The 25,361-nt window shown below is 72.7% G+C and carries 22 protein-coding genes; 3 read left to right on the top strand and 19 right to left on the bottom strand.

The window, feature by feature from the left end; genetic code table 11:
* Positions 1-92 precede the first annotated feature (92 nt).
* From MMF93_RS26810 to allB, 11 genes are all read right to left on the bottom strand, one after another.
* Entirely contained in the window at positions 93-977 is an 885-nt protein-coding gene (locus tag MMF93_RS26810; RefSeq protein WP_242755487.1) for an ATP-binding cassette domain-containing protein, read from the bottom strand.
* A complete protein-coding gene (locus MMF93_RS26805; protein WP_242755486.1) occupies positions 974-2,077 on the bottom strand; it encodes an ABC transporter permease in 1,104 nt (367 codons plus the stop codon). Before MMF93_RS26805 ends, MMF93_RS26810 begins: the two co-directional genes overlap by 4 nt.
* A complete protein-coding gene (locus MMF93_RS26800; RefSeq protein ID WP_242757799.1) occupies positions 2,074-3,039 on the bottom strand; it encodes a sugar ABC transporter substrate-binding protein in 966 nt (321 codons plus the stop codon). Before MMF93_RS26800 ends, MMF93_RS26805 begins: the two co-directional genes overlap by 4 nt.
* Before the next feature lie 322 nt (positions 3,040-3,361).
* Positions 3,362-4,081 carry a GntR family transcriptional regulator gene (locus tag MMF93_RS26795; protein WP_274709552.1) on the bottom strand — a complete coding sequence of 240 codons (720 nt, stop codon included), beginning with the start codon at positions 4,079-4,081 and terminating at the stop codon, positions 3,362-3,364.
* Between the two features lie 129 nt (positions 4,082-4,210).
* Positions 4,211-4,705, bottom strand: coding sequence for a GNAT family N-acetyltransferase (locus MMF93_RS26790; protein WP_242755485.1), 495 nt, complete (start codon positions 4,703-4,705; stop codon positions 4,211-4,213).
* A 264-nt stretch (positions 4,706-4,969) separates the two neighbouring features.
* A complete protein-coding gene (locus MMF93_RS26785; RefSeq protein WP_242755484.1) occupies positions 4,970-6,202 on the bottom strand; it encodes a cytochrome P450 family protein in 1,233 nt (410 codons plus the stop codon).
* Between the two features lie 171 nt (positions 6,203-6,373).
* Positions 6,374-7,024: a bifunctional 4-hydroxy-2-oxoglutarate aldolase/2-dehydro-3-deoxy-phosphogluconate aldolase gene (locus MMF93_RS26780; RefSeq protein WP_242755483.1), complete on the bottom strand. Its 651-nt coding sequence runs from the start codon at positions 7,022-7,024 to the stop codon at positions 6,374-6,376.
* 100 nt (positions 7,025-7,124) lie between these two features.
* Complete coding sequence (locus MMF93_RS26775; RefSeq protein WP_114023173.1) at positions 7,125-8,054, bottom strand: sugar kinase; 930 nt, start codon at positions 8,052-8,054, stop codon at positions 7,125-7,127.
* Between the two features lie 251 nt (positions 8,055-8,305).
* The gene (locus tag MMF93_RS26770; protein WP_242755482.1) at positions 8,306-8,731 is read right to left on the bottom strand and encodes a guanyl-specific ribonuclease; all 426 of its coding nucleotides are present in this window, start codon (positions 8,729-8,731) and stop codon (positions 8,306-8,308) included.
* A 343-nt stretch (positions 8,732-9,074) separates the two neighbouring features.
* Positions 9,075-10,208, bottom strand: a complete 1,134-nt coding sequence (alc, locus tag MMF93_RS26765; RefSeq protein WP_242755480.1) for an allantoicase — start codon at positions 10,206-10,208, stop codon at positions 9,075-9,077.
* A complete protein-coding gene (gene allB, locus MMF93_RS26760; RefSeq protein WP_242755479.1) occupies positions 10,205-11,548 on the bottom strand; it encodes an allantoinase AllB in 1,344 nt (447 codons plus the stop codon). The genes alc and allB overlap by 4 nt, the downstream gene beginning before the upstream one ends.
* Positions 11,549-11,795: 247 nt before the next feature.
* On the opposite strand from allB, the gene MMF93_RS26755 reads away from it, so the two are divergent.
* Positions 11,796-12,629, top strand: coding sequence for an IclR family transcriptional regulator (locus MMF93_RS26755; protein WP_242755477.1), 834 nt, complete (start codon positions 11,796-11,798; stop codon positions 12,627-12,629).
* A gap of 24 nt (positions 12,630-12,653) precedes the next feature.
* On the opposite strand, the gene MMF93_RS26750 is transcribed toward MMF93_RS26755, so the two are convergent.
* Both MMF93_RS26750 and MMF93_RS26745 read right to left on the bottom strand, forming a co-directional pair.
* Complete coding sequence (locus tag MMF93_RS26750; protein ID WP_242755475.1) at positions 12,654-14,486, bottom strand: serine/threonine-protein kinase; 1,833 nt, start codon at positions 14,484-14,486, stop codon at positions 12,654-12,656.
* 61 nt (positions 14,487-14,547) lie between these two features.
* Positions 14,548-14,868 carry a DUF5955 family protein gene (locus tag MMF93_RS26745; protein WP_242757797.1) on the bottom strand — a complete coding sequence of 107 codons (321 nt, stop codon included), beginning with the start codon at positions 14,866-14,868 and terminating at the stop codon, positions 14,548-14,550.
* Between the two features lie 234 nt (positions 14,869-15,102).
* Here MMF93_RS26745 and MMF93_RS26740 point away from each other — a divergent pair, with 234 nt between their 5' ends.
* Both MMF93_RS26740 and aceB read left to right on the top strand, forming a co-directional pair.
* The gene (locus tag MMF93_RS26740) at positions 15,103-15,774 is read left to right on the top strand and encodes a nucleotidyltransferase family protein (RefSeq protein WP_242755473.1); all 672 of its coding nucleotides are present in this window, start codon (positions 15,103-15,105) and stop codon (positions 15,772-15,774) included.
* A 403-nt stretch (positions 15,775-16,177) separates the two neighbouring features.
* Complete coding sequence (aceB, locus tag MMF93_RS26735) at positions 16,178-17,806, top strand: malate synthase A (RefSeq protein ID WP_242755471.1); 1,629 nt, start codon at positions 16,178-16,180, stop codon at positions 17,804-17,806.
* Between the two features lie 145 nt (positions 17,807-17,951).
* Here aceB and MMF93_RS26730 read toward each other — a convergent pair whose 3' ends face one another.
* The 6 genes from MMF93_RS26730 to MMF93_RS26705 form a co-directional block, all read right to left on the bottom strand.
* Positions 17,952-18,623 carry a GOLPH3/VPS74 family protein gene (locus MMF93_RS26730; RefSeq protein WP_242755470.1) on the bottom strand — a complete coding sequence of 224 codons (672 nt, stop codon included), beginning with the start codon at positions 18,621-18,623 and terminating at the stop codon, positions 17,952-17,954.
* A gap of 74 nt (positions 18,624-18,697) precedes the next feature.
* Entirely contained in the window at positions 18,698-20,200 is a 1,503-nt protein-coding gene (locus MMF93_RS26725) for a YfcC family protein (RefSeq protein ID WP_242757796.1), read from the bottom strand.
* 334 nt (positions 20,201-20,534) lie between these two features.
* Entirely contained in the window at positions 20,535-21,005 is a 471-nt protein-coding gene (locus MMF93_RS26720; RefSeq protein ID WP_242755468.1) for a GNAT family N-acetyltransferase, read from the bottom strand.
* An 82-nt stretch (positions 21,006-21,087) separates the two neighbouring features.
* On the bottom strand, positions 21,088-21,903 hold the full coding sequence (locus MMF93_RS26715) for an AroM family protein (protein ID WP_242755466.1): 816 nt from the start codon (positions 21,901-21,903) through the stop codon (positions 21,088-21,090).
* Between the two features lie 14 nt (positions 21,904-21,917).
* On the bottom strand, positions 21,918-23,633 hold the full coding sequence (locus MMF93_RS26710; protein ID WP_242755464.1) for an OPT/YSL family transporter: 1,716 nt from the start codon (positions 23,631-23,633) through the stop codon (positions 21,918-21,920).
* Positions 23,634-23,811: 178 nt separating this feature from the next.
* Positions 23,812-24,804: a DUF1177 domain-containing protein gene (locus MMF93_RS26705; protein ID WP_242755462.1), complete on the bottom strand. Its 993-nt coding sequence runs from the start codon at positions 24,802-24,804 to the stop codon at positions 23,812-23,814.
* Positions 24,805-25,361: the final 557 nt, after the last annotated feature.

Raw genomic sequence — 25,361 nt, 5'->3', positions numbered from 1 at the left:
TCTCTGGGAGGGGTCTTACGGGCGGGCTCGATTCTGCCAGGGATCAACGGTACGTCGCCCGGTCCCGGGCCGGTCGGCCCTCGGCCCCGCGCTCAGCGTTCCAGCTCGTGGCTGAGCTCCTCCAGCTCGGAGCCGCCCGCCATCTGGCGCACCAGCTCCTCCAGCTCCAGTTCGTCCCGCTCGTAGGCGCCGGCCATGGCGCCGCGCTTGAGCAGGACGAAGCGGTCGCCCACGAGGTAGGCGTGATGCGGGTTGTGTGTGATGAGGACCACTCCCAGGCCCGCGTCCCGCGCGGCGGCGACGTACTTGAGGACGACGCCGCTCTGCTTGACGCCGAGCGCGGCCGTCGGCTCGTCCAGTACCAGCACCTTCGCCCCGAAGTGCACGGCCCGCGCGATGGCGACGGACTGCCGCTCGCCGCCCGACAGCGTGCCGATGGGCTGGTCGACGTCGCGCAGGTCGATGCCCATGCGCAGCAGCTCGCTGTGGGTGGTGCGCCGCATGCGCGCCACGTCCATGCGGCGCAGCGGCCCGCGGCCGACGGTCGGCTCCGAGCCGAGGAAGAAGTTGCGCCACACGGGCATCAGGGGCACGACGGCCAGGTCCTGGTAGACGGTGGCGATGCCGCGGTCCAGCGCCTCGCGCGGGGAGGCGAGGCGGGTCTCCTCGCCCTGGACGCGGAAGGTGCCGCCGTCGTGCTGGTGGAGCCCGGAGATGATCTTGATCAGGGTGGACTTGCCCGCGCCGTTGTCGCCGAGGACGCAGGTGATCTCGCCGGGACGGACGGTGAGGGAGATGTCCTCCAGCGCCCGGATGTTGCCGTAGAACTTGGCCACACCGGTCAGCTCGACGAGCGGCGCCTCCGCGTCCCCGGGCTGCGCGTCCTGCCGGGCCTGCCCGGCTCGCCGGGCCTGCTCGTCCTGGCGGGTCTGCTCGTCCTGGCGGGTCTGCTCGTCCTGCCGGGTCTGCTCAGTCATCGGGTCGCCTCCGCCCGCTTCCGGATCCACGCGTTCAGCAGGGTGGCCAGCAGCAGCATGGCCCCGAGGAAGAACTTGAACCAGTCGGGGTTCCACTGCGCGTAGATGATGCCCTTGTTGGCCATGCCGAAGATGAAGGCGCCCACGGCGGCGCCGATGGCCGAGCCGTAGCCCCCGGTCAGCAGGCAGCCGCCGATGACGGCGGCCGCGATGTAGATCAGCTCGTTGCCGACGCCCTCGCCGGACTGGACGGTGTCGTAGTTGAAGAGCAGGTGCTGGCCGGAGATCCAGGCCGCGAAGGCGACGCCCAGATACAGGCCGATCTTGGTGCGGGCGACCGGGACGCCGACGGCGCGGGCCGCGTCCACCCCGCCGCCGACGGCGAAGATCCAGTTGCCGGCGCTGGTGCGCAGCAGGATCCAGGTGGCGACGGCCACCAGCAGCAGCCACCACAGCACGGTGATCTGGATGTGGACGCTGCCGAGGGTCAGCGTGGAGGCGAAGACGGCCCTGGCCGAGTCGAAGCCCTCCATGTCGCTGATGGTCTTGGTGGTGACGGTGCCGCTGATCACCTTGGTGAGGCCCAGGTTGAGGCCTGTCAGCATCAGGAAGGTGGCCAGCGTGATGATGAAACTGGGCAGTTTGGTGCGGGTGAGCATGAAGCCGTTGAAGAACCCGATCCCCAGCGTGACCAGCAGCGAGACCCCGACACCCACCCAGGTGTTGGCCGTCATCTGATAGCTGAACATCGAGGAGATGAGCGCCGAGGACGTCACCATCACGCCGGTCGACAGATCGAACTCGCCGCCGATCATCAGCAGCGCCACCGGCACCGCCATGATGCCGATCGTGGAGGAGAAGTAGAGGACCGTGGAGAGGCTGGAGGCCCGCAGGAAGCTGTCGGCGACGCACGCGAAGAAGACGAACAGCGCGAGCGCGCCGACGACGGCGCCCAGCTCGGGCCGGCGCAGCAGCCGCACCGGCAGCGGGCGGTGCACGAGCCGGTCCCCGGCGGCTGCCGGGCTCGGCGGGTCCTGCTGTGCACGCCCGTCGCCAGGCTCGTCGTAGTCGGGCTTGCCCGGGTCGGTCGTCGCCGTCATCGGGTCCCCCGCTTCGTGAGCTCCTCCAGCTTGCCCGCGTCCTTCTTGGTGAGGATCTGCGGTCCGGTGAGCACGGGCTTGCCGCCGCCGAGCATGTCGGCGTTGTAGCGGTAGAGCCACAGCAGGTCGACGGCCTGATAGCCCTGCAGGTAGGGCTGCTGGTCGACGGCGAACCCGATGGTGCCGTCCTTGAGGCCCGCGGCGACCTTGGCGTTGAGGTCGAAGGTGTCGATCTCGGCGTCGCTGCCGGAATCCTTCTTGGCCTCGGCGGCGGTGGCGGCGAAGGGGGCGCCGAGCGTCACCACGGAGTCGACCTTCTTGTCGGACTGGAGCTTGGCCTCGACGGAGGACTGCACGCCCGGCATGTTGGTGCCGTCCACGTACAGGTCCTCGACCTTGCCGTCGAAGGTCTTCTTGATGCCCTCGCAGCGCTGTTCGTGGCCGACGTTGCCCTGCTCGTGCAGGACGCAGAGCGCCTTCTTCTTCCCGCGCTCGTTGAGCTCGCGGCCGACGGCCTCGCCGGCCAGCGTCTCGTCCTGGCCGATGTGGGTGAGTGCGCCGAAGTCCTGGGAGACCTCCTGGCCGGAGTTGATCGTGATGACGGGTATGCCCGCCTTGACCGCCTTTTTCACGACGTTCTTCAGCGCGTCCGGCTTGGCGAGGGTGACGATCAGCCCGTCGACCTTCTTGTCGATCGCGGTCTGGACGAGCTGGGCCTGGCGGCCCGCCTCCTTGTCGTGCGAGTAGAGGAACTCGATGTTGTCCTTGGCGGCGGCCTGCTTGGCGCCGCTCTGCACGATGTCCCAGTAGGTGTCGCCGTCACCGGAGTGCGTGACCATGGCGAACTTCCAGCGGGGCGTAGTGACGTTCGCCTTGCCCGAGGCGGCCTGCTGCCTGGCCTCCTCGGCCCGCTTGCCCCCGGTGCTGCTGCACCCGGCGAGCGAGGCCGTCGCGACGACCATCGCGGCCACCACGGCGGCTGTCGTACGCACGGGAGCGCGCCCCGTACGAGACGACCTGCCCGTACGGGACTGCCTGCCCGCACGGGACGTACGGGACGTGAGCCGGGACCTGAGCACGCTGGCCACCCTGTTCTGCTCTCTGGCTGGAGGATTGGTACGGACTACGGACACTGCCGGGAGGAAGCCCCGGATCTTCGCACAAGTATCCGTCACCGTGGCCGGAACGTGACGGACGGGCCGGATGCCTGTTCGCCATGGCCGTGTTGTAGCGGCCCACGCGGTGCCCGTCAACAAGCAGGCGCCGCACCCACGCGCAGGACGGTCACGGGCGGACCAGGAGCTGGAAGTCGAACGCGTAGCGGGAGGCACGGTAGAGGTGCGCGCCGTACTCGACGGGGCGCCCGGTGTCGTCGTAGGTCGTGCGCTGCATCGTCAGCAGCGGAGCACCCTGCTCCTCCCCCAGCAGCTCGGCCTCCGCTGCGTCGGCGGCCTTGGCCCCCACGGCCTGCCGCGCGGAGTGCAGCGTCACCCCGGCCGCCCGCATCAGCCGGTAGAGCCCGGTGGCTTCCAGTTCGGCACGCTCCAGGGGGAGCAGATCCGCCGGCAGGTGGTTGCGCATGTAGGCCATCGGTTCACCGTGGGTGAGCCGCAGCCGTTCCACCGACCTGACCTCCGCACCCTCGGGCACCCCCAGCGCGGCGGCGACCTCGGCCGTGGCCTCCCCCACGCTCTCCCGCAGCACCCGCGTGGCCGGCCGCTGCCCGGCCGCCTCCAGATCGTCGTAGAGGCTGCTCAGCTCCATGGGGCGCCTGACCTGGCTGTGCACCACCTGGGTACCGATGCCGCGCCGCCGCACCAGCAGCCCCTTGTCCACCAGCGACTGGATGGCCTGCCTGACGGTCGGGCGGGAGAGACCGAGGCGCCCCGCCAGCTCGATCTCGTTCCCCAGCAGGCTCCCCGGGGCGAGCTTGCCGCGCTCGATGGCACTCTCCAGTTGCTGGGAAAGCTGGAAGTAGAGCGGGACGGGACTCGCTCGGTCCACGCTCAGCTGCAGGTCCACCGGATCATTCTTGGGCACGAGGGGAGCGTAGTGGTCTTCCGGGCGCCCCGAAACCGTACATTCGATTGTCAGGACGAAAGGACAACAACCGCGCGTGGCTTCGACCGCGCGCTAGAAGAGCTTGACCATGAACACGCACGCGTCGGCCACCTTGTGCGTGACGCCCGCGCCGTCCTCGTAGCTCCAGCAGTCGAGGTACGGCGTGGAGGGCCGGTAGCCCAGGCGGTCGTAGAGCGCGTGCGCGCGGGGGTTGTTCTTCTCCACGCCCAGCCCGATCGCCCGGCACCCGCGCCCGGTGGCCAGCCGCTCCGCCTCCTTGATGAGGGCCGTGCCGATGCCCTGGGAGCGCAGCGTCTCGGGCCACACCCCCAGCCCGTTTACCTCAGGACAGCCAGGGTGGACGGCGCGCACTTCGGGGGCCGCACACCCCTCCCAGCGGACTTCGCAGCTGCCCACCGGACGCTCCTCGCGCCAGGCCACCAGGAAGGTGCCGCGGCCGTCTTGCTGCCGGGCCCAGCGCACGCCGTGGTGCGAGGTCGCTCCCCGGAAAGGCATGTGCGCATCGAGCGTCTCGACGTCTTCTTCCCGGCACTGGCTGATCCGCATGTCCGTAGCCTACGCAGCCGGTCCAGACCACTGGGGGGTTCCGCACCGACCTTCCCCGAACCCGCAAAGGACAGGGCGTGCGCGCCGCACGCGGCCCACCGAACCGCCATCAGCGGAAGCACACCGTCCAGTTGCCGCCGCCGGCCCGGGAACCCTCCGACCGTGCCGGTCGCTGTACGGTTCGCCGCGCCGGCCGCCGTACGGTTCGCCGTGCCGGCCGCCGTACGGTTCGCCGCGCCGGTCGCGATGGCGTCGCGGCGCTCCTCACCGTGCCCAGCGCACCGGCAGGGTCTTGACCCCCCGCAGCAGCACGCCCTCCCGCCACCTCAGCGTGGCCGGATCCGCGTCCAACTCCAGCACGCCGGTGCGCTCCAGCAGCATGCCGACGGCCACCCGCGCCTCGAGACGGGCCAGCGGGGCGCCCAGACAGAAGTGCAGGCCGTGGCCGAAGGCCAGGTGGCCGCGCGGGGCGCGGCGGATGTCGAAGGTGTCGCCGCCGGGGAAGCGCGCCGGGTCGTGGTCGCCGTCGGCCAGCACCGGAAGGACCAGTTGGCCGTCGCCGGGGATCAGCGTGCCGCCGATCTCGACGGGCTCGGTGGTGAACCGGTAGGTGGTGGTCTCCACCGGGCCGTCGTAGCGCAGCATCTCCTCGACCGTGCCCTCCAGCAACGCCGGGTCGGCGCGCAGCGCGGCCAGCTGGTCGGGGTGGCGCAGCAGCGCGAGGGTGCCGTTGGCGATGAGCCCGACGGTCGTCTCGTACCCGGCGACCAGCAGCAGCCAGGCCATGCCGAGCAGTTCCTGCTCGTCGAGCCGGTCGCCGTCCTCGTCGCTGGTGCGGATCAGGGCGCTGAGCAGGTCGTCGCCCGGTTGGGACCTGCGGTGCTCCAGCAGTTCGGCGAGGTAGCCGCTCAGGGCTTGCGCGTGGACGGTCTTCTCCTGACGGGGGGCGATGCCCAGCGCCTTGTCCGACCACTCGCGGAAGCGGTCGCGGTCCAGTCCGGGGACGCCGAGCAGTTCGCAGATCACGGTGATCGGCAGGGGAAAGGCCAGCGCCGCCACCAGGTCGGCCCGGCCTTCGGCGCCGGCGAGATGGGTGTCGAGCAGCTCCCCGGTGATCTCGCGGATGCGCGGCTCCAGCGCGGCGATCCGGCGCGTGGTGAACTCCCGGGCGACCAGTTTGCGCAGCCGCGTGTGGTCCGGGGGGTCGGCGATCAGCATGTGGTAGCCGGAGGAGACGGAGTTGGCTCCCGCCTCCGGTGCGGCGTTGGCCCAGTTCTTGGAGAGCCGGTCGTCGGCAAGGGCGGCGCGCGCCGCGTCGTGCCCGACCACCATCCAGGCGAGGGCGCCTTCGGGGATGCGGACGCGGTGCACGGGGCCGCGCTCGCGCAGTGCGGCGTAGAAGGGGTAGGGGTCGCGGACGAACTCCTCCCCCAGCGCCGCCAGGTCGACGATGCCGTCCGCGTCCGGGCTCAGCTCCATCACACTCAGGTCAGCCATGGCGCGATCGTACGGACCGCAGGCGGAACGAGGCGTTCCACTGGCGTGATCCGGCCAGGTGACCGCCGCCCGTGCCGCCGGCCGCACGGGTGGCGGCACGGGCGCCGGCCGCACGGGTCGGCTGGAGGAGGCCAGGGGCGAGCAGGACGGGTCGGCGGCGAGCCGGGCAGGTCAGCGGTAGGAGCCCTGGGCGCCGGAGGGCGCCGCGTCGGCGAGGCTCTGGAGCAGCTCCGTGACGCGCTTGGCCACCGCGTCGCGGTCGCCCTCGGTGAGCGCCGAGCCCATGCCGCAGGCCACGGCCCCCGCGGCGATCCACTCGGGCGCCGTCTCCACCGTGACGCCTCCGGTGGGCAGCACCGGGGCCTGGGGCAGCGCCGCGGTCACGTCCCGCAGCCAGCGGGGGCCGTGGGCCGAGGCCGGGAAGAGCTTGAGCCCGTCGGCGCCCATCTCCAGCGCCCGGACCATCTCGGTGGGCGTGGCGACCCCGGGGAAGACGGGCACGCCGTAGCGGTGTCCGGTCCGTATGACCTCCTCGTCCAGGCTGGGCGAGACGAGGAAGTGCGCGCCCGCGTCCACGGCACGCCGCGCCGAGGGCCCGTCCAGGACGGTTCCGGCGCCGATCACGGTCTCCTCACCGGTCTCGCGCCGCAGCGTGGTGATCGCGTCGAACGCGTACGGCGTGGTCAGCGAGATCTCCATGCTGGTCAGTCCCGCGCCGAGGAGGGTGTCGGCGGTGGCGGTGGCCTTCTCGTAGCTGTCCGCGCGCACGATGGCGAAGACGCGCTGTTCCAGCGCTGCTTTGGTGATCTCCCAGCGGTACACGGCAGTTCGCCGCCTCTCTTGGTCTGTCGGACGCCGGTGCTCCGGCCTTCGCCCGGCGGATCGGCGGGCTCGGCCGGTCACCCGGCGCGGGGTGCGGGGCTCAGCGGTGGACCGGGTCGGTGCCGCGGGTGAACGCCTCCAGCGCGCGGTCGCGGCCCGCGGCCGTGGGCAGCCCGTCGGTGTCTCCCGGCGCCTGGACGACCAGCGCGGCCACGCACGCCGCCTCGGCGAGCGCGCGCTGCTGGTCGAGCCCGCGCAGCCGGGCCGAGAGCCAGCCTGCGGCGAACGCGTCGCCCGCGCCCACCGGGTCGGCCACCGGGACGTCGAACGGCTCCTGCCGCCAGCGTCCTTCGACGGTGTGGGCGACCGCGCTGTGGTCGCTGTGCTTGACGACGACCGTGCCGGCGCGGCCCAGCGTCAGCAGCGCCTTGGCGCCCTCCTCGGGGCCGGCGCCCAGCAGCAGCTCCAGCTCGTCCTCCCCCGCGAGGACGAGATCGGCCTCGCGCAGCAGCGGACCGACGCGCCGTATCCACTCGTGTTCCGTGCCCAGCTTGCGGCGGACGTTGGGGTCGAAGGAGACGGTGGCGCCCGCCTGCCTGGCGCCCTCGATCAGGGCGTGCGTGGCGCGTTCGGCGTCCTCGGAGAGCATCGGCGTGATGCCGGTGACGTGGACGAGCCGCACCCCGGCCAGCGCCTCGGGGGTGATCTGTGCCGGGCTGAGCAGCGAGGCCGCAGAGCCCGTGCGGTAGTACTGCACGTCGATGGCGCGCTGGGGGTGGCTGTCGCGCAGCAGCAGCCCGGTGGGCGACTCGGGGTCCATCTCCGCGCAGGAGACGTCCACGCCGTCGGCGCGCAGTTCCCGCAGAACGGCCTCGCCCGCGGGGTCGTCCCCCACCCTGCCGATCCAGCGGGCCCAGTGGCCCAGCCTGGCGAGGCCCGCCGCGACGTTCGACTCGGCGCCCGCGACGGAACGCCTGAAGTGCGCCGCTCGTTCCAGGGGGAGGCCGGGCTCGGCGAGCATGAGCAGCATGGCCTCACCGCACGTGACCGCTTCCGGACCGTTTCTCACCGGTAACTCCCCATATCCACCGCCGACGCATCACTCTCTGTGGGGAACGTTACCCGTTCACAGCGGGTTGACCACCCCCGGGGGGCCGGGGCACCGGTGATGAGAGCCGAACGTTACACGCAAAGCGGCGGCCGCCGTCCCAATACGGGACAACGGCCGCCGCGGAGCCCGGGGCGTGGGGACCCGGAGCTCGGATCCGCGCTCGTGCGGCCTCAGCAGGTGTAGTCGACGAGGTCGAAGGACTCGTAGTGGTCGGCCGTGTAGTAGTCCTCCTGCTCCTCCTCGCCGGTCACGATGCGGCGGGCGCCGCGGTCGTCCGAGCCCGGGGTCTCGACGGTGTACTCGTGGTAGTAGCCCTCGCTCTGGTCCGGGAGGATGCCCTCGCGGTTCTGGAAGACGGTGCCGTCCTGCGGGTAGGGGTAGGGGCCGCCCTCTTCGATGAGGTCGAGAGTCTCGTGCGCCTCGGCGGGGAGCTTGGACTCACAGATGTCGCCGACGGCGGCGACGTGCTGGGCCGCCGCCACGGTGGGCGCCGGTGCGGCGGCGCTCGCCGTCGTGAGGGCGGGGCCGCCCGCGAGCAGGGCGGCGGCGAGGGCGCCTGCGGCGCCGATGCGCTTGATGTGTGGGGGGATTCTCATGGCACCCATGGTGACGCGCGTAGACGACGTGTCAACGGCAAGTACCGGATTTTTGCCGGGCGTTCACGCTGACGCGCCGCCGCGTCGGGCTGCTGTTCCCTTCGCGACGGCACGAGAGGCCCTGGCCGCCGCCGGCGGCCAGGGCCTCTCGTGCCGCTCTTCGACCGGACGAACCCGGGTCCCCAGCGCGGCTGGGAGGCGTGGGCGTGCCCCGAAGGGGCGCGGGGAACGGCGCGACGAGCCGCGGTCCACCCGCGGCCCGCGGCCCGCGCACTGCGGACAGTGGCGCCCCTTACCGGGCCGGGGGCCGGGAGCCCGGGAGCCCGGGAGCCGCAGGGAACTGCTAGCTCAGCTCGGCGTGGCGCGCCGCGAGGCGGCGGGCGCCCTCGTCGGTGAGGGAGCCGTGCAGGCGGAGCCGGGAGATGGCGCCGTCGGGGTAGATGTCCATGCGCACGTGGGTGACCGCCGACGCTTCCGTCAGCAGGAAGCGGTGGATGGTGTCGGGCTGGAGGCGGGTGCGCGGCAGCAGTTCGGTCCACTCGCCGCTCTCGCCGTCCTTGCCGACGAGGGCCACCCAGCCGGCCGCGTTGCCGCGGAAGCAGGCGGTGTCGATCTCGACGGCGCGCACGCGGCCCTGGCCGGTCAGCGCGTAGCTGATCCAGTCGTTGCCCTTGTCGCGGCGGCGGCGGGTCTCCCAGCCGTCGTTCATCTTCTTCGAGCGGCCGGGGACGATGGTGTTGACCGGCGGGGAGAAGAAGCGGTCGGAGGCGTCCTCGGCGAGCCCGCCGTTCTCGAGCGCCACCAGGTCGAAGCTGCCCAGCGCGCCCAGCCACTCGGGGTCGGGCACGACCTCGCCGTGCACCCGCAGCCTGGCGATGCCGCCGTCGGGGTACTGGCGCAGCCGCAGGTGGGTGAAGCGCTTCTCCTCGGTGACGGCGAACCCGTTGGCCGCGTGCCCGCCGACGCGGGTGTGCGGCACCAGGGTCGTCCACTTCACGTCGTCGGCCTGGAGTTCCTCGGGCGAGGGCGACCCCGGCACCGACGTGGCCTCGACGGAGACGGCCAGCGGGTAGTTGCCGCGGAAGTGCGCGGTGTCGACGACGAGGCCGCGGATGACGCCGGGGGTGCCGAGCTGGATGAGCGCCCAGTCGTTCGCGCCCTCGGCCGGGTGCGGTTCCTCGCCGGAGGCCCCGCGGCGACGGCGGGTCTCCCAGCCGTCCATGATCTTGCCCTTGTGCTGGAAGGCGTGGGGGTCGAACTCGGCGCGCTCGGGGTTGAGCAGGTTCTCCCGCTCGGCGAAGAACTCGTCGTTGGCGGCGATGACAGTGGCGCCCAGCCGTCGGTCGGCCAGGTCGGGGAGGTGGGCGAAGGGGAACCCGGCCTCCGGTGCGCGGTAGTCGGCGTAGGTGTCGCCGCCCGAGTAGGGCTCCGCGTCTGAGGTGTAGCTGGGTATTCCGGCGGTCTGCGCCGCTGTCATGCTGCCTTCCTTTCGATGAGTCGGCCGGTCTTTCCGGTGGGCACACCGTGGTCGGCCACGCGCTCGCCGCGCAGCCATGCGGAGCGGACGACGCCGTGGAGCGTCTTGCCCGCGTAGGCGGTCACCTGGTTGCGGTGGTGCAGGTGCGCCGGGTCCACGGTGAAGGTTTCCTCGGGTGCGAGGACGGCGAAGTCGGCGTCGTGTCCGGGCGCGATGGCTCCCTTGGCGTCGAGGCCGGCCAGCCGGGCGGGCGCCTCGGACATCCAGCGGGCGACGTCGGCCAGGGCGAGCCCGCGGCGGCGGGCCTCGGTCCAGATGGCCGGCAGCCCGAGCTGGAGGGAGGAGATGCCGCCCCACGCGGTGCCGAAGTCGGGGGTCTTGAGGTCGGTGGTGCAGGGCGAGTGGTCGGAGACGACGCAGTCGAGGGTGCCGTCGGCCAGGCCCTGCCAGAGCGCGTCCTGGTTCTCCTTCTCGCGGATGGGCGGGCAGCACTTGAACTCGGTGGCGCCGTCGGGGACTTCCTCGGCGGTCAGCGTGAGGAAGTGCGGGCAGGTCTCGGCGGTGAGGCGGAGCCCGTCGGCGCGCGCCTTGGCCAGCAGGGGCAGCGCGTCGCTGGAGGACAGGTGCAGGACGTGGACGCGGGTGCCGTAGCGCTCGGCGAGTTCGATGAGCAGGGCGATGGCGTCGTTCTCGGCCGAGCGGGGGCGGGAGGCGAGGAAGTCGCGGTAGGCGGGGCCGCCCTTCTGGGGGGCGGCGGACAGCGCCCCGGGGTCCTCGGCGTGCACGATGAGCAGCCCGTCGAAGGAGGCGATCTCGGCCATGGCCGCGGAGAGCTGCTCCCGGTTCAGCTCGGGGAACTCCTCCACGCCCGACGGTGAGAGGAAGCACTTGAAGCCGAAGACGCCCGCGTCGTGGAGGGGCCGCAGGTCGGCGACGTTGCCGGGGATCGCGCCGCCCCAGAAGCCGACGTCGATGTGGGCCTTGGGCTCGGCGACCTCGCGCTTGGTGCGCAGGTTGTCGGCGGTGGTGGTGGGCGGGAGGGAGTTGAGCGGCATGTCGACGAGGGTGGTGATGCCGCCGGCCGCCGCGGCCCGGGTGGCCGTCCAGAAGCCTTCCCATTCGGCGCGGCCCGGGTCGTTGACGTGGACGTGGGTGTCGACCAGGCCGGGGAGGAGCGCGTCGTCGCCGACGTCCTCCAGGGCGACGCCGGGTGGTACTTCCGCGTCGTACCCCAGCACGTCCTCGATCCGGCCCGCACCGTTGACGGTGACGGTCGCCGGACGCTCCCCCTCGGGGGTGAGGACGCGCCGTGAGCGCAGGACGAGCCGCACGTCGGACAAACCGGCCTCCTTCAGCCTCTTCAACGAAGTGTTGAAACGATCTGTTGAACGAATCCTCATCCGCCGGGAAGAGCCAGTCAAGGGTTCTCCTCTTGGAGAAGTCCACAAAATGGAACTAGAATTTCGCCATACAGAAGGAGACCGGCGTCTGCGCCGGGCGTTCACGGGAGGCGATCCGTAGGAGGCGGCCCGCCGCCCCCACCCCCGATACCATGCGCCTGACCGCAGGCCAGGAAAGGAACGCGACGTGCCGCCGTCCGCAGAGCGCAAGCCCACCGCCAGTGCAGCCCAGGCTGCCACGGCCCCTGCCGCATCCGGCGGAGTGCAGTCCCTGGAGCGGGCCTTCGACCTGCTGGAGAGGATGGCGGACGCCGGGGGCGAGGTCGGGCTCAGCGAGCTGTCCACCGCCAGCGGGCTGCCGCTGCCCACCATCCACCGCCTGATGCGCACCCTGGTCTCCTGCGGCTACGTACGCCAGCAGCCCAACCGGCGCTACGCGCTCGGACCCCGCCTCATCCGCCTCGGCGAGAGCGCCGCCCGCCTGCTGGGCACCTGGGCCCGCCCCTACCTGGCGCGGCTGGTGGAGGAGACCGGCGAGACGGCGAACATGGCGCTGCTCGACGGCGACGAGATCGTCTACGTCGCCCAGGTGCCCTCGCGCCACTCGATGCGGATGTTCACCGAGGTCGGCCGCCGGGTGCTGCCCCACTCCACCGGTGTCGGCAAGGTGCTGCTCGCCCACACCCCCGAGGACCAGGTGCGGGCCCTGCTCGGGCGCACGGGCATGCCCGCGGCCACCGAGAAGACGATCACCACCCCCGAGGGCTTCCTCGAGGCTCTCGGGCACGTGCGCGAGGCCGGGTACGCCACCGACGACAACGAGCAGGAGATCGGCGTGCGCTGCATCGCCGTCACGGTGCCCGACTCCCCCACCTCGGCGGCCATCTCCATCTCGGGTCCCGCAGGACGCGTCACGGACGCCGCCACCGACAAGTTCGTCCCTCTGCTCCACGAGGTCGCCGCCGACCTGTCCGCCGCGCTGGCCAGCTCGGGCAACGGCGCAGGCGGAAACGGCCAGTAAACGGCCAGTGAAGCCGCGGGACGGCTACGAGTCCTTCGCCTCGATGGCGTCCCGCCAGACGGTGACGTCCAGTTTCACGTAGTCGCTGGGGTCGCCCTCGGGAGAGTGGCCGCGGTAGGTGACCAGACCGACGTGCCCGGAGCTCGTCCGCAGACACAGCCGGGCTCCGGGCGCCAGGCGGTTCAACTGGACGTCGTCGGTGAACCGCGTCTCGTTGCGGCAGGTGTCGAGCGAACCCGTCTGCGTGTCGCGGAGCAGGGACAGCTTGCCGTTCGGTTTGTCGATGCCGAGGCTGGGCCCGTCCGCGCTCACGTTCAGGTACGTCAGCTCCGAGGTCTCGCCGCCCTTGCCCAGTTCGCGCGGTTCGAGAGGATCGTCGGACATGGCCAGGAAGTACTTGTTGGGCAGCTCGATGTCCTTGTAGGCCGCGGGCTCGGGATGGGCCTTCGGCTTCCGCTCGTCCGGGGACGCCGGACCGCTCCCCGCCGCGCTGCCCGCGCCCCGGACCAGCTCGACCAGCATCGAGCACCCGCCGACCACGATCAGCGACCCCACGACCAGGCACACCGCCACGATCTTGAACGCGTTCGATTTGCGGCGCGGCGGCAGAGGCCGCCGAGGGCCCGGTGCGCCGTACGGTCCGACAGGACCCGGAGGTCCGTAGCCGACCGTCGGAGGCGGACCGCCGAACCCGGCGGGCGGCTGCGGGACGGCGGGACCGAAACCGGGGGGCCGCTGCTGCGCCCCTGGACCCGCCGTGGGGGTGGACGCCGACGGTGCCGGGGCCGGGCCGGAAGCGGCGGGCGCCCCCGGTGCGTGCGCCGTCTCGGCGTCGGCCACCGCCGCGTGGCCCGCCGCCCGGCCCGCCGCAGCGGCCCCGGCCGCCGCGGGCGCCTGCGGGGCGGCGCCGGTGACCGGCTGCGTCGCGGGATGCGACGACGGGGGCACGGGGGCGGCGGCGCGCCGGGCGATGTCGGCGGCCACGGCGTCCGGCAGCCAGTTGCCTGGGCGCCTCAGCTGCGTCTCGCCGGAGGCCGCCTGGCACAGGCGCAGAACCTCATCCGTGCGCGGGCGGTCCTCCGCCGCCTTGGCCAGACAGCCGCTGACCAGCTCCCGCAGCTCCTGGTCGAGCCCGTCCAGCCGGGGCTCGTCGTGAACGATGCGGTAGAGCACGCCGTGCGCCGTGCCCTCGCCGAAGGCGGGGGTGCCGAGCGCCGCGTAGGCCGCGATCTGGCCGAGCGCGAAGACGTCGGTGGCCTCGGTCACGGTGGAGCCCTCCGCCTGCTCGGGGGCCATGAACGAAGGCGTGCCGATCGTGACGCCGCTGCCGGTGAGCGCGGTGGCGTCGGCGGCGCGTGCGATGCCGAAGTCGATGACGCGGGGCCCGTCGTCGGCGAGCAGCACGTTGGAGGGCTTCAGATCCCGGTGCACGATGCCGGCCTTGTGGATGACCTGAAGGGCTTCGGCGATCCCGGCGACCAGGAACAGGACGGAGGAGACCGGCAGCCTGCCGTGCCCGACGACCGCCTCGGTGAGCGAGGGCCCCGGCACGAACGCCGTGGCCAGCCACGGATGGTCGCCCTCGACGTCGCTGTCGATCACGGGTGCGGTGTAGAGGCCCTGCACCCGCTCCGCCAGGCGCACCTCGCTCAGGAAGCGGCGTCTGAACTCCGGGTCCTCGCTGAACTCCGGCCGGATCACCTTGATGGCGACGGCGCGCCCGCCGGGCGTGTAGGACAGGTAGACCTTGCCCATACCGCCGGAGCCGAGCCGGGCCGCCAGCCGGTAACCGGCAACCGAAGCGGGGTCCTGGTCGGTCAGTGGCGAGAAGATCTCTGCTGCCGCTCCGTCAGCCATGAACTGCTGCCCCTGGGATAGTCGGTGGCCTGGAAGACCACAAGACCGTACCCCCAGGTGATCAGTGCGCGGCGCGCGGGGCCGTGCCGAACAGCTCGACGGCCTCACGTACGGCCGCCAGCGGCAGCGCGAGCGCGCTGACGGAGCCGACCGCGGCCGCGAGCAGCAGCAGTGAGTGCCGCAACTCCTCGGTGGCCGGCGCGCCGGAGTGCACCGAGGCGGCCAGCACGTCCAGTTCGCGCTCCGCCTCGCGGCGGTCACGCAACTCGGCAGGGTAGGCGTCCAGTTCCCGCCGCATCCGGTGCACGGCGCTCCGCAACGCCTCGACCCGCGGATCCACACCGGTGTCCGGCTCGGCGGCCACCGGCCCCCACTGCGCCATCGTCTCGCTCCGCACGCTCTCCCCCCACAGGATCTCCCCGGGACGAGACGCTCGCCCGGAGGTGCCGTTCCTCCGAGCAGTGACCCGCGTCGTCGGAGGTTCCGACAGTAAACGCCACTCTCCGCGTGTGGCGCCACACGGAACGCGAGATTCGGGGGTGCATTTTCAATGATCGTCCCCAAGGAGGAGGGCGCGTGTCCCCCTCAGGCTGTAGGCGCACGGTAGAGAGGGACCATGACACGGGAGCCGACACCGGCCGACGGCCGGCACACCGCTGACGCCCGCCCGCCCGCCACCACCCCCTCGCCGGGCACGGCGGCCCCGCGGGTCGCGGGCCTGCTGCTGGCCGCCGGCGGCGGGCGACGGCTGGGCGGCCGCCCCAAGGCGCTGCTGCCCTACCGGGGCAGGCCGCTGGTGGAGCACGCGGCCGGCGTGCTGCGCGAGGGCGGCTGCGATCCGGTGTACGTCGTACTGGGTGCGGCGCGTGACCGGGTGCGGGAGACGGCGTGCCCGGCCGGGTGCGTCCTGGTCGACAACCCGGACTGGGAGCGGGGCATGGGCACGTCGCTGCGGACGGGTCTGGCGGCCCTGCCGCGCGGCGGCGCCGACGCCGCACTCGTACTGCTGGTGGACCAGCCGGGGATCGGCGCGCGGGCCGTCGCCCGTGTACGGGCCGCCTACCGCTCCCCCACGACGCTGGCCGCCGCCGCGTACGAGGGGCGCCGCGGCCATCCCGTGCTGCTGGGGGCCGCGCACTGGGAGGGCGCCGCCCGCAGCGCGCGCCAGGACGCGGGGGCGCGCACCTACCTGCGCGCGCACCGCACGGCACTGACCCTGGTGGAGTGCGCGGACCTGGCCGACCCCTCGGACATCGACACCCCCGAGGACCTGCACCGACTGAGGTGACCAGCGCACCGCCTCTCCTTCTTCCCCTCTCCCCCCTCTCCCTGCCCTCCTCCTCCCCTCCCCCTCCCCTTCTCCCCCCGTCCCGTCGTCCGGACCGCCCGTGGCCGGGCCGCGCGGTTCGTCCGCGCGTCCAAGCCGCATGGCCCGGGCGCGTGGTGGCACCCGGGGTCAGTTCAGGGGCGGGTTCCGGGGCCGGATCGGGGTGAGAGATATCTCGACGTCAACAAACTCTTGAAGTTCCACTATGAGGAAACTAATCTCCACTGATCAGAAGCACCTTCCTGTCCCGGAGGTGCCATGGCCGTGTTCCGCGCGCCCGGCGCGGCACGCGGCACCCCGTGCCGTCCCGCTTCGCCCGAGGCCCGGCGGCCGCACATCACGCTGTCTGAAGGAGTGACCCACCATGTCCGCACCAGCGCCCTCTCCGCTGGAAATCGTCGGTGTCGAGACCGGGCAGCGGCCCGCGCGGCAGGACGAGGTGCTGACCGGTGCCGCGCTGGAGTTCGTGGCGGCGCTGCACCGCGAGTTCACCCACCGCCGCGACGAGCTGCTCACCCGCCGGGCCGAGAAGCGCGCCGAGACCGCGCGCACCGCCTCGCTGGACTTCCTGCCCGAGACCGCGCACGTGCGCGAGGGCGACTGGCGGGTGGCCGACTGCCCGCCCGCGCTGCTGGACCGCCGGGTGGAGATCACCGGGCCCACCGACCGCAAGATGACCATCAACGCCCTCAACTCCGGGGCGAAGGTCTGGCTCGCCGACTTCGAGGACGCCTCAGCGCCCACCTGGGAGAACGTCATCGGCGGCCAGCTCAACCTGACCGACGCCTACGAGCGCCGCATCGACTTCACCGACGAGCGCAGCGGCAAGAGCTACGCGCTGCGCCCCGCCGAGGAACTGGCCACCGTCGTGGTGCGGCCGCGCGGCTGGCACATGGACGAGCGGCACCTGGTCTGCGACGGCACGCCGGTGCCCGGCGCACTGGTCGACTTCGGGCTCTACTTCTTCCACAACGCGCAGCGCCTCATCGACGCGGGCAAGGGCCCCTACTTCTACCTGCCCAAGACCGAGTCGCACCTCGAAGCGCGGCTGTGGAACGAGGTGTTCGTCTTCGCGCAGGACTACTGCGGTATCCCGCAGGGCACCGTCCGCGCCACGGTCCTGATCGAGACCATCACCGCCGCGTACGAGATGGAGGAGATCCTCTACGAGCTGCGCGACCACGCCGCCGGGCTGAACGCGGGCCGCTGGGACTACCTCTTCTCCATCGTCAAGAACTTCCGCGACGCCGGCTCCCGCTTCGTGCTGCCGGACCGCAACGCGGTGACGATGACCGCGCCGTTCATGCGCGCCTACACCGAACTGCTGGTGCGCACCTGCCACAAGCGCGGCGCGCACGCCATCGGCGGCATGGCCGCCTTCATCCCCTCCCGCAGGGACGCGAAGGTCAACGAGGTCGCCTTCGAGAAGGTCCGCGCCGACAAGGACCGGGAGGCCGGCGACGGCTTCGACGGCTCCTGGGTGGCCCACCCGGACCTCGTGCCGATCGCCAAGGCCTCGTTCGACGCGGTGCTGGGCGACCGGCCGCACCAGAAGGAGCGGCTGCGCGAGGACGTCGACGTCAAGGCCGCCGACCTCATCGCCGTCGACTCGCTGGAGGCCCGCCCCACGTTCGAGGGGCTGCGCAACGCCGTCCAGGTGGGCATGCGCTACATCGAGGCGTGGCTGCGCGGCCTCGGCGCGGTGGCCATCTTCAACCTGATGGAGGACGCGGCCACCGCGGAGATCTCCCGCTCGCAGATCTGGCAGTGGATCAACGCGGAGGTCGTGCTGGACACCGGCCGGCAGGTCACGGCGGACCTGGCGCGCCAGGTGGCCGCCGAGGAACTCGCCGCGATCCGCGCGGAGACCGGCGAGGAGGCCTTCGCGGCCGGCCACTGGCAGCAGGCCCACGACCTGCTGCTGCGGGTCGCCCTCGACGAGAGCTACGAGGACTTCCTGACCACACCCGCCTACGAGATGCTGCGCGGCTGAGGCGCCTGGGCGGCCCTCTGCCGCCTGCCGCCTCGCACACGGCACCCACGGGCGGTGACCTGCCGGCTGTTCGCCGGCCGGGTCACCGCCCGTCGCGGTAGGCCGACGCGGTATTCAGGACGACGGTGGCGAGGGCGAGGCAGGCTCAGGTGACCGCGACCGTCGTGGCCACGGTCGTGCAGAGCATGACCGCGGCGAGGACCGCCTGCATGTCCTTCAGCGCCCTGCGCACGTCCTCCGCCGCCCACTGGCCCTCGGCGATGGACTCCATGCGGGGGGACACCTGCTTGCGGGGCACGTCGGGGAAGGCCACGGCGTGGAGGTTGGAGGCGTGCAGGAGCGCGATCAGCCCCGTGGTGCGCTCGTCGGGTTCGGCGCCGTCGAGGACGACGTCCGCGAGCCGGTGCCGCAGCTCGCGCTCCACCGAGCCGTCCGCCTCCGGATACCGGCGGGTGACGAAGATGCCGAGCGTGCGGTGCTTCTCCTCGGTGATGACGCCGCGGGCGCACAGGTTGGCCACGGCGGCGTCGAAGGCCTTGGCCTGGTCCTTGGACAGCCAGTCGCCGACCTTGGCCTGGTCGTCCTGGGCGGTCCACTCGGTGAGCGCGGCGAGGCGGCCGTCCAGCAGCGCGTCGCCGGTCGGCGTCGGGTCGGTGACGGCGAGCCGCCCCTCGGTGGCGGCCACCCGCCCGGCCAGTGTCAGCTCCAGCAGCGTGCCCCCCGCGACGGCCCAACCGGCGGCGGGGCGGTCCTTGGCCGTGCCGGTGTCGTCGTCCAGCGAGAGCAGGGTGATTTCCTCACCCAACGTGACGGTCATGGGTCCCCCTTGGTGCATCCCCGTTCTTCCAGGTTCCGCTGCCCACCCGCCATGGACCCAAACGTCACCCACGGCTACGACCAGACGGCGCCCAGCGCAACGAAACCGGCGATCAGGAGCGCGAGGAGGCCCAACAGCGGGGCGGCGAAGCGCAGGTAGCGGTCGTAGCCGACCCGGGCCAGTGAGATGCCGCCCATGATGACGGCCGTGGTGGGGACCCACAGGTTCATCCAGCCGCTGGCCGCCTGCCAGGCGGTGACGACGACCGCGCGGGAGACGCCCGCGAAGTCGGCGAGCGGCGCCAGGATGGGCATGGCGAGGGTGGCGTGGCCCGAGGTGGAGGGGATGAGGAAGGCGAGGGGCAGGTTGACGACGAAGATCATGATGCTGAACAGCGCGGAGGGCACCCCGGTGACGGCGCCCTCGATGGAGTGCAGCACGGTGTCGGTGATCTTCGCGTTGTTCATGAGGACCGTCACGCCACGGGCCAGCACGATCACCAGCGCGGGCGAGACGAAGTCGCCGACGCCCTCCACGAACGTCGCCGTGAACCGCTGCTCCCCCATCCGCGTCAAAAGGCCCACCAGGATCGCGGCGCAGAGGAACAGCGCCGCGAGCTGCGGGAAGGACCAGCCGGGTTCCCAGCCGTAGGGGGCGGCGTCCGCGTCGCCGCTCAGCGCGCTCGCCCACGGGATCACCGAGAAGATCATGAAGGCGAAGACCAGCACGACGGTCACCAGGACAATCTTGTGCGTACCTGTCAGCGGCGGCGGCTCCGCGGCGTCGGAGCGCACCTCGGCGCGGTCGCGGTCCCCGGGCAGGAAACCGGACAGCGAGCGCTCGGGCCTGACCCGTACGCGGCGCGCGTAGCGGACGACGTAGGCGATGGTGACCGCCGTCAACACCACCCACATCGCGGCGCGCAGCACGATGCCGTCGCCGAGGGAGATGTCGGCGGCGGAGGAGGCGACGCCGGTGGCGAACGGGTTGACCGTCGAGCACAGGACCCCGGTCCCGGCGCCGAGGATGATGGTGCCGGTGGCCACCATCCGGTCGTAGCCCAGGGCGAGCATCAGCGGGACGATCAGTCCGTAGAAGCCGAGCGTCTCCTCGGCGAAGCCCTCCACGGTGCCCAGCAGCGAGAAGATCAGCATCACACCGACGATCAGCAGCGCGCCGCGCTCGCGCAGCCGGTGGGCGAGGCGGCCGATGCCGCGGTCCATGGCTCCGGTCGCGAAGACGACGGTGATGAAGGCGCCGATGGCGAGCACGAACAGGAAGACCCCCGCGGCGCCGTAGAGTTCGCCGACGGCGTCGGGGGCCACCTGGCCCGTCTCGCGGTCCTGGACGCCGTAGAGGCCGTTGACCGGCGAGAGGAACAGGTCGGTGAGCCGGTCGAGGAAGCCGAGTCCGGACGGCTCCCTGTGGTAGGTGCCCTGCCGGGGCGCCCCGTCGGCGTCGCGCTCGTAGCGGCCCGAGGGGACGAAGAAGGCGATCACCCACACCAGGAGGGTGACCAGCGCCAGGACCGTCAGCGCGCTGGGGAAGGTGAACCCCCGGCTGCCGTTCCCCGAGATGTCCCCGCCTCTGCTCTCCGAGGCGGCGCTCTCCGAGGCTCCGCTCTCCGGGGCTTCGCTCTTCGAGGCTCCCTTCCTCGAAGCTCCGTTTCTGGAAGGGTCCTCGGCTCCGCCCACGCCCCGCTCCTCTTTCCTGCGTCGGTGTCACATCCCGGATGACACACAGCAAGCCAACAAGCCAGCAACATAGCGCAGCATAACGGCACCAATGGACCATAACGGACAGAACTGGCTGAGGGTCCGGAGGGCGACCGGATCGAGGCACTGGAAGTCGACGCGGCAGGGAGGGAGCGGGTGTCCGCGCCCGTTCGGGCCCGTGCGGGGAAGGGCTTGGTCAGGCGCCCAGCGTCTTGAGCGCCTCGTCCGTGAGGCGGTAGACCGTCCAGCCGTCCTGCGGGCGGGCACCGAGCGCCTCGTAGAAGGCGATCGAGGGCGCGTTCCAGTCCAGGACGGACCACTCCAGGCGCTCGTAGCCGCGCTCGGCGCACAGCCGGGCCAGCCGGGTCAGCAGTGCCTTGCCGTGCCCGCCGCCGCGCGCGGCCGGGCGGACGTAGAGGTCCTCCAGGTGGATGCCGTGCACCCCGCGCCAGGTGGAGAAGCTGAGGAACCACAGTGCGAAGCCCACGGGCTCGCCCGTCTCGTCCTCCGCGAGATGCGCGTGGACGGCGGGGTGCGCACCGAAGAGCGCCTCCCGCAGCTGCTCCCGCGTCGCACGGGCTTCCTCCGGCGCCCGCTCGTACTCGGCGAGTTCACGGATCATCGCGTGCAGAACGGGAACATCGGCGGGGACGGCGGCGCGGATCATGCCCGCAGGGTAGCGGGCCCGGCCGCCGCGCGGCGGTGCGGTCCATCCAGCCGGCCGTTCAGCCGTGCGTTCATCCGTCCGCTCAGCCGTCCGTTGAGCCGTGCGTGCAGTCGCCGGACGCGGCCGTCGCGGCCTCCGCGGCCAGCCGCACGGCGAGCGCGCGGGCCAGCAGGACCGGGCGGGCAGCGGCCAAGGCGGCGGCGCGGCGCATCGACTCGGTGTAACCGATGCAGTCCAGCACGATCCAGTGGCTGCCCTCCTCCACCAGGCGCCGCGCCGCCGCGGCGACAGCGTCGTGGGCGTCGGCCGCGTACGGGTTGGCGGGAGCGGCGCGCAGCGGCCCCGGCAGCAGCTGGGACCAGCGGCGTGCCACGTCCGCGCGCTGTTCGGCGAGCGGGCAGACGATACCCACCGGGGCGTCGCCGACCAGCGCGCGGACCCCGCGCTGGACCAGGGACTCGGCGTAGAGGACGGGGTGCGGGCCCCGCCAGGTCCCTTCCCCGCCGACGGGTCCCTCCCCGCGGACGGGTGGGACAGGCGGGAAGTTGCCGGTGCACAGCAGCAGCGTGGCCGCCGCGCCGTCCGCCGCGCAGCGGGCGACGGCGTCCCGCATGCGCGGTGCCAGCGCGTCGTGGCCCAGAACGGCGGAGGTGCCGTCGCGCAGCCGGGAGATCAGCGGTGCCTCGTCGGGGGCCGGGGCCAGGGCGGCGCGGGTGCGCTGCCCCTCCGGGCCGTCGAAGACGTCGTTGTCCAGCGCGCCGTGCTCGCTCACGCGCAGCCCGCCGAGCCAGGGTTCGAGGTCCCCGGCCAGGTCGGTGCGGGGCGCCTGCCCGATGGTGACCAGGCCCAGGGTCCCCCTGCCGCCGTCCGGCGTCGCCGTTTCGGCCCGCCCGCTCATGCCGCCTCGCATGCTCACACCGCCTTGTAGATCTGGCTGACGTCGTTCAACGAGCTGCCGGCCACCAGTCCTGCACCGACCAGCGCCAGTTCGTTGTCCGCGTCGGCCGACGGGTCCGCCTCGGCTGACGGGTCCGCGCCGGTCCGTGTCCTGTTCCGCGCCTTCCAGCGGCTGTAGCCGACCCTGACGGCGAGCGCGGCGAGGACCAGCCAGCCCGCCTGCGGGGTCGCGACCAGCAGACCGGTCGCCAGCAGCACGCCCATCTGGCGCGAGGAGCCGCCGAAGAACTGGATCAGCGCGCCGGGGATCGCCCACAGCGCCATCATCGTCAGCGCGTGCGTGTCGGTGAGCCCCGCCTTGATGGTGTCGACGTACACCTGGGCGACCGGCGGCACCCTGCCGTCCTCGAAGAACGGCTTCCAGGCGAGAGCCACGACGAGGATGGCCACCGCGAAGCCGACGAGCTGGGCGACGTACTGCTGCCGCCGCCCCGCCATCTCGTACGGGTGCCAGGGCACGGCGCCCTTGCGCAGCAGCCAGCCGGCCTTGAAGTCGAAGCCGACGTCGGCGAACGCGGGCCCTGTCGAGGCGGCGTAGCCGACCAGCAGGGCCAGCGGCACCATCGGGATGCCCAGCACGAGGCCCAGGATCAGGAAGATGAGGGTGACGGCGAAGGCGGGGAACCAGCCCGAGTGCATGGCCGCCAGGCCCACGATGAGCTGGTGCACCAGTGCGGCGACCCCGGCGAGCAGCACCCAGCCCACCAGCCCCACGCCGCTCATGTCGGCGAGCACACCGCCCGTGAAGGCGATGAAGAGGGCGCCGACGAGGAAGAGGGCGAGCCCTTCCAGCAGTCCGCGCCGCAGCCGCCGGGAGTCGACCGTACGGACCTCGGGGTCGAAGCGGCCCTCGGCGTCCCGCGCCGGACGTGCCGCGCCGGAGGCGGTCCCCTTCGCGCCGCTCCCGCCCTTGCCGCCCTTGCGGTCCCGCATCATCAGCACCGCCTGCACCAGCGCGACGAGGCCCGCGCCGATCATGACACCGTGCGGCACGTAGTTGGCCGACAGGTCGACGTCGAGCAGCGTCGGCGCGTACTGCGCCACCAGCAGGCCGACGCCGAACATCAGCAGCGCCCAGATGTTGCCCAGGAAGGCCACGCCCGCCGCGCTCATCGGGAGCTTGAAGAGCGAGCCGACGAAGCCGATGACCGCGCTGAGGCCGAGCAGCTTGGCCTTGCGGCCGCCCTCGTCACCCGCCTTGATCGTCTCGGCGGCGGCGATCCCGGCAGGCCACGCGGCGGCGGCGGGCAGCAGCCGCGAGTCGAACACCCGGTAGAGCACCCAGCTGTCCACGACCAGCCCGATGACCGCGCCGCCCAGCATCGGCCACACCAGTCCCGGCTTGCCCAGCAGGAACGGCACGGCGATCGGGGTGACCAGCGAGTTCGCCGCGGCGAAGGTGGAGCCGGAGATCGCGGACTGCACGAGGTTCTGCCGCTGGGGGTCCCGCATCCGCGACAGCGCCGCGAAGGAGATCCGTCCGATCAGCATGGCGATGAGCGCCCCGATGACGGAGGTGTTCGGCGCGATGCCCAGCGTGGTGATCAGGACGAGGCCGATCACGGCTCCGAGGACGGAGAGCAGGACCGTCACCACGAGGGTGACCGGCTCCAGTGCTCTGGGGTGGGTCCGCGCCGTTTCCGGGGCGGAGGCCTGGGATGAAGTGCTCATGCGGATCTGTCTTTCCGGGTGCGCATGCGGTGCGTGGGTGGTGCGGTGGGCCGGCGGGAGCCGCCCTGTGCCCTCTCCCGGCCGGCGGCCGGAGAGGGCACGGCCGGGCGAGGGCCCCGGTTCCGCACCAGGGGCGGCGGCCGGGTCGCCCCGCGGGGCGCCGGGCCGCTCGCGGGGGTCACTCCTGCGTCGCTCCCTCGGTCGACTGGAGGCGGGTCATGGGGCCGTAGAGGTCGAGCAGCCGGGCGAACTCGTCCGCGTCGTGGAAGCGGGCCGCCCCTCGTCCGTACTCCTTCGCGGCCTCGACGGCGAACCGCCCCGCCGCGGCGATGTCGCTCTCGTGGCTGGCGCCCGTCGCGCAGCCCGCGACGGCAGGACCCGTGGTCAGCGCCAGACCCACCACGGGTGCGGAGGTCGCCACGCACGGCTGCATGATCGAGTTGATGTGGTGGACGCCGTTGCCGTAGGGCGTGATGTCCTGGGTGGTGATCGGCAGCACGTGCGCGTCCTCGCCCGTCACGGTCTCCAGCAGGCCCAGCAGGTCGTCGCTGACCCGCAGGATCCACCCCTCCTTGACCGTCGGCGAGAGGGCGACACCGCGGTGGTTGAGCAGCCGGTTGCCCTTGGTGGTGTCGATGGAGACGACGGCGTCCATGGCCACGTCGATCTCCTCGCGGTTGCAGTCGAGGATCGAGACGGGCGAGTCCATGAACGGCACCGGGTCGTGCGGCCGGGTCGGCGCGTCGGGGCACACGTGGGTGCTGAGGATGACGTCGCCTTCGAGCACGTCGCCGCGCCCGTACATGTCCAGCAGCTTGGCCGCCGCCGCCAGTGCCGCCACGGCGCCGTCCGCGTCCGAGACGATGCCCGTGCGCTCGGGGCGGGCACCGACGCCGCCGAGCCGGCCGAGGATGCCGAGGGTGGGCGCGCTGCCGCCCGCGCCGCTGCCCGAGCGGCCCGGCACGACGACCTTCACGAAGTCGGTGCCCCCCTTGGCGCCCTCGACGCGGGTCACGGAGATCTCCACCCGCTCGGCAGCCGCCGCCGGATCCGGGTGGCCCGCCTGGGTGAGCGCCTGGTCGAGCACGCCGCGCAGATGGGCGGCGAGCGCGTGCCCGTCGGCCTGCGGCCGGTCGAGAAGGTCGATGACGTCGAGTACGTGCTTGAGCACCGTGGGCTCCTTGGTACGGGTCGTGCGATTGTGCGGGAGGGGTGCGTCGGACGGGCCGAAGCGGGGCGTCGGGCGTGCCGGTGCGGGGCGTCGCCCGCGTGGCGCGCCGCGTGGGCGGCGTGTGCGGGCTCGCTGCGGCGTTCCGGTGCGGGACACCCGGCGGTACGCCGGAGCCGGATGCACCGGTGGTGCGCCGAAGCCGAGTGCGCCGGTGGTTCGCCGGAGCGAGGTGCACCGGTGGTGCGCCGAGGTGGTTCCCGCGCCGTGGACGGCTCGGAGGTACCGCGGCGAGGCGCGGGCCTACTGGGGGCGGCACGGTTTCCGGCGTGCGGGCCCGGTGCCGCCCCGGGGGGACGACGTACGGGGCCGCCGCGCGGTCCGGGCCTGCTCCCATGAGCGTGGGCGCCGCGTGCGGTCCGATCCGGCCTCGCACGAGGGGTGGGCGTGGGCGGGTCGGTGCCCGTCCCGGGGGCCGGGTGCGGGCCGGACCCCGGGGGCGGGCGGGTCGGCCGGGTCGGGGTAGCCGTCGGCCGTTGCGGCCAGCGTGCTCCCACGAT

Origin of the sequence: Streptomyces tubbatahanensis, assembly GCF_022699385.1 — a bacterium.
GTDB lineage: Bacteria > Actinomycetota > Actinomycetes > Streptomycetales > Streptomycetaceae > Streptomyces > Streptomyces diacarni.
The sequence above is the reverse complement of the archived record's forward strand: the minus strand, read 5'-3'. Positions and strand labels throughout refer to the sequence as shown.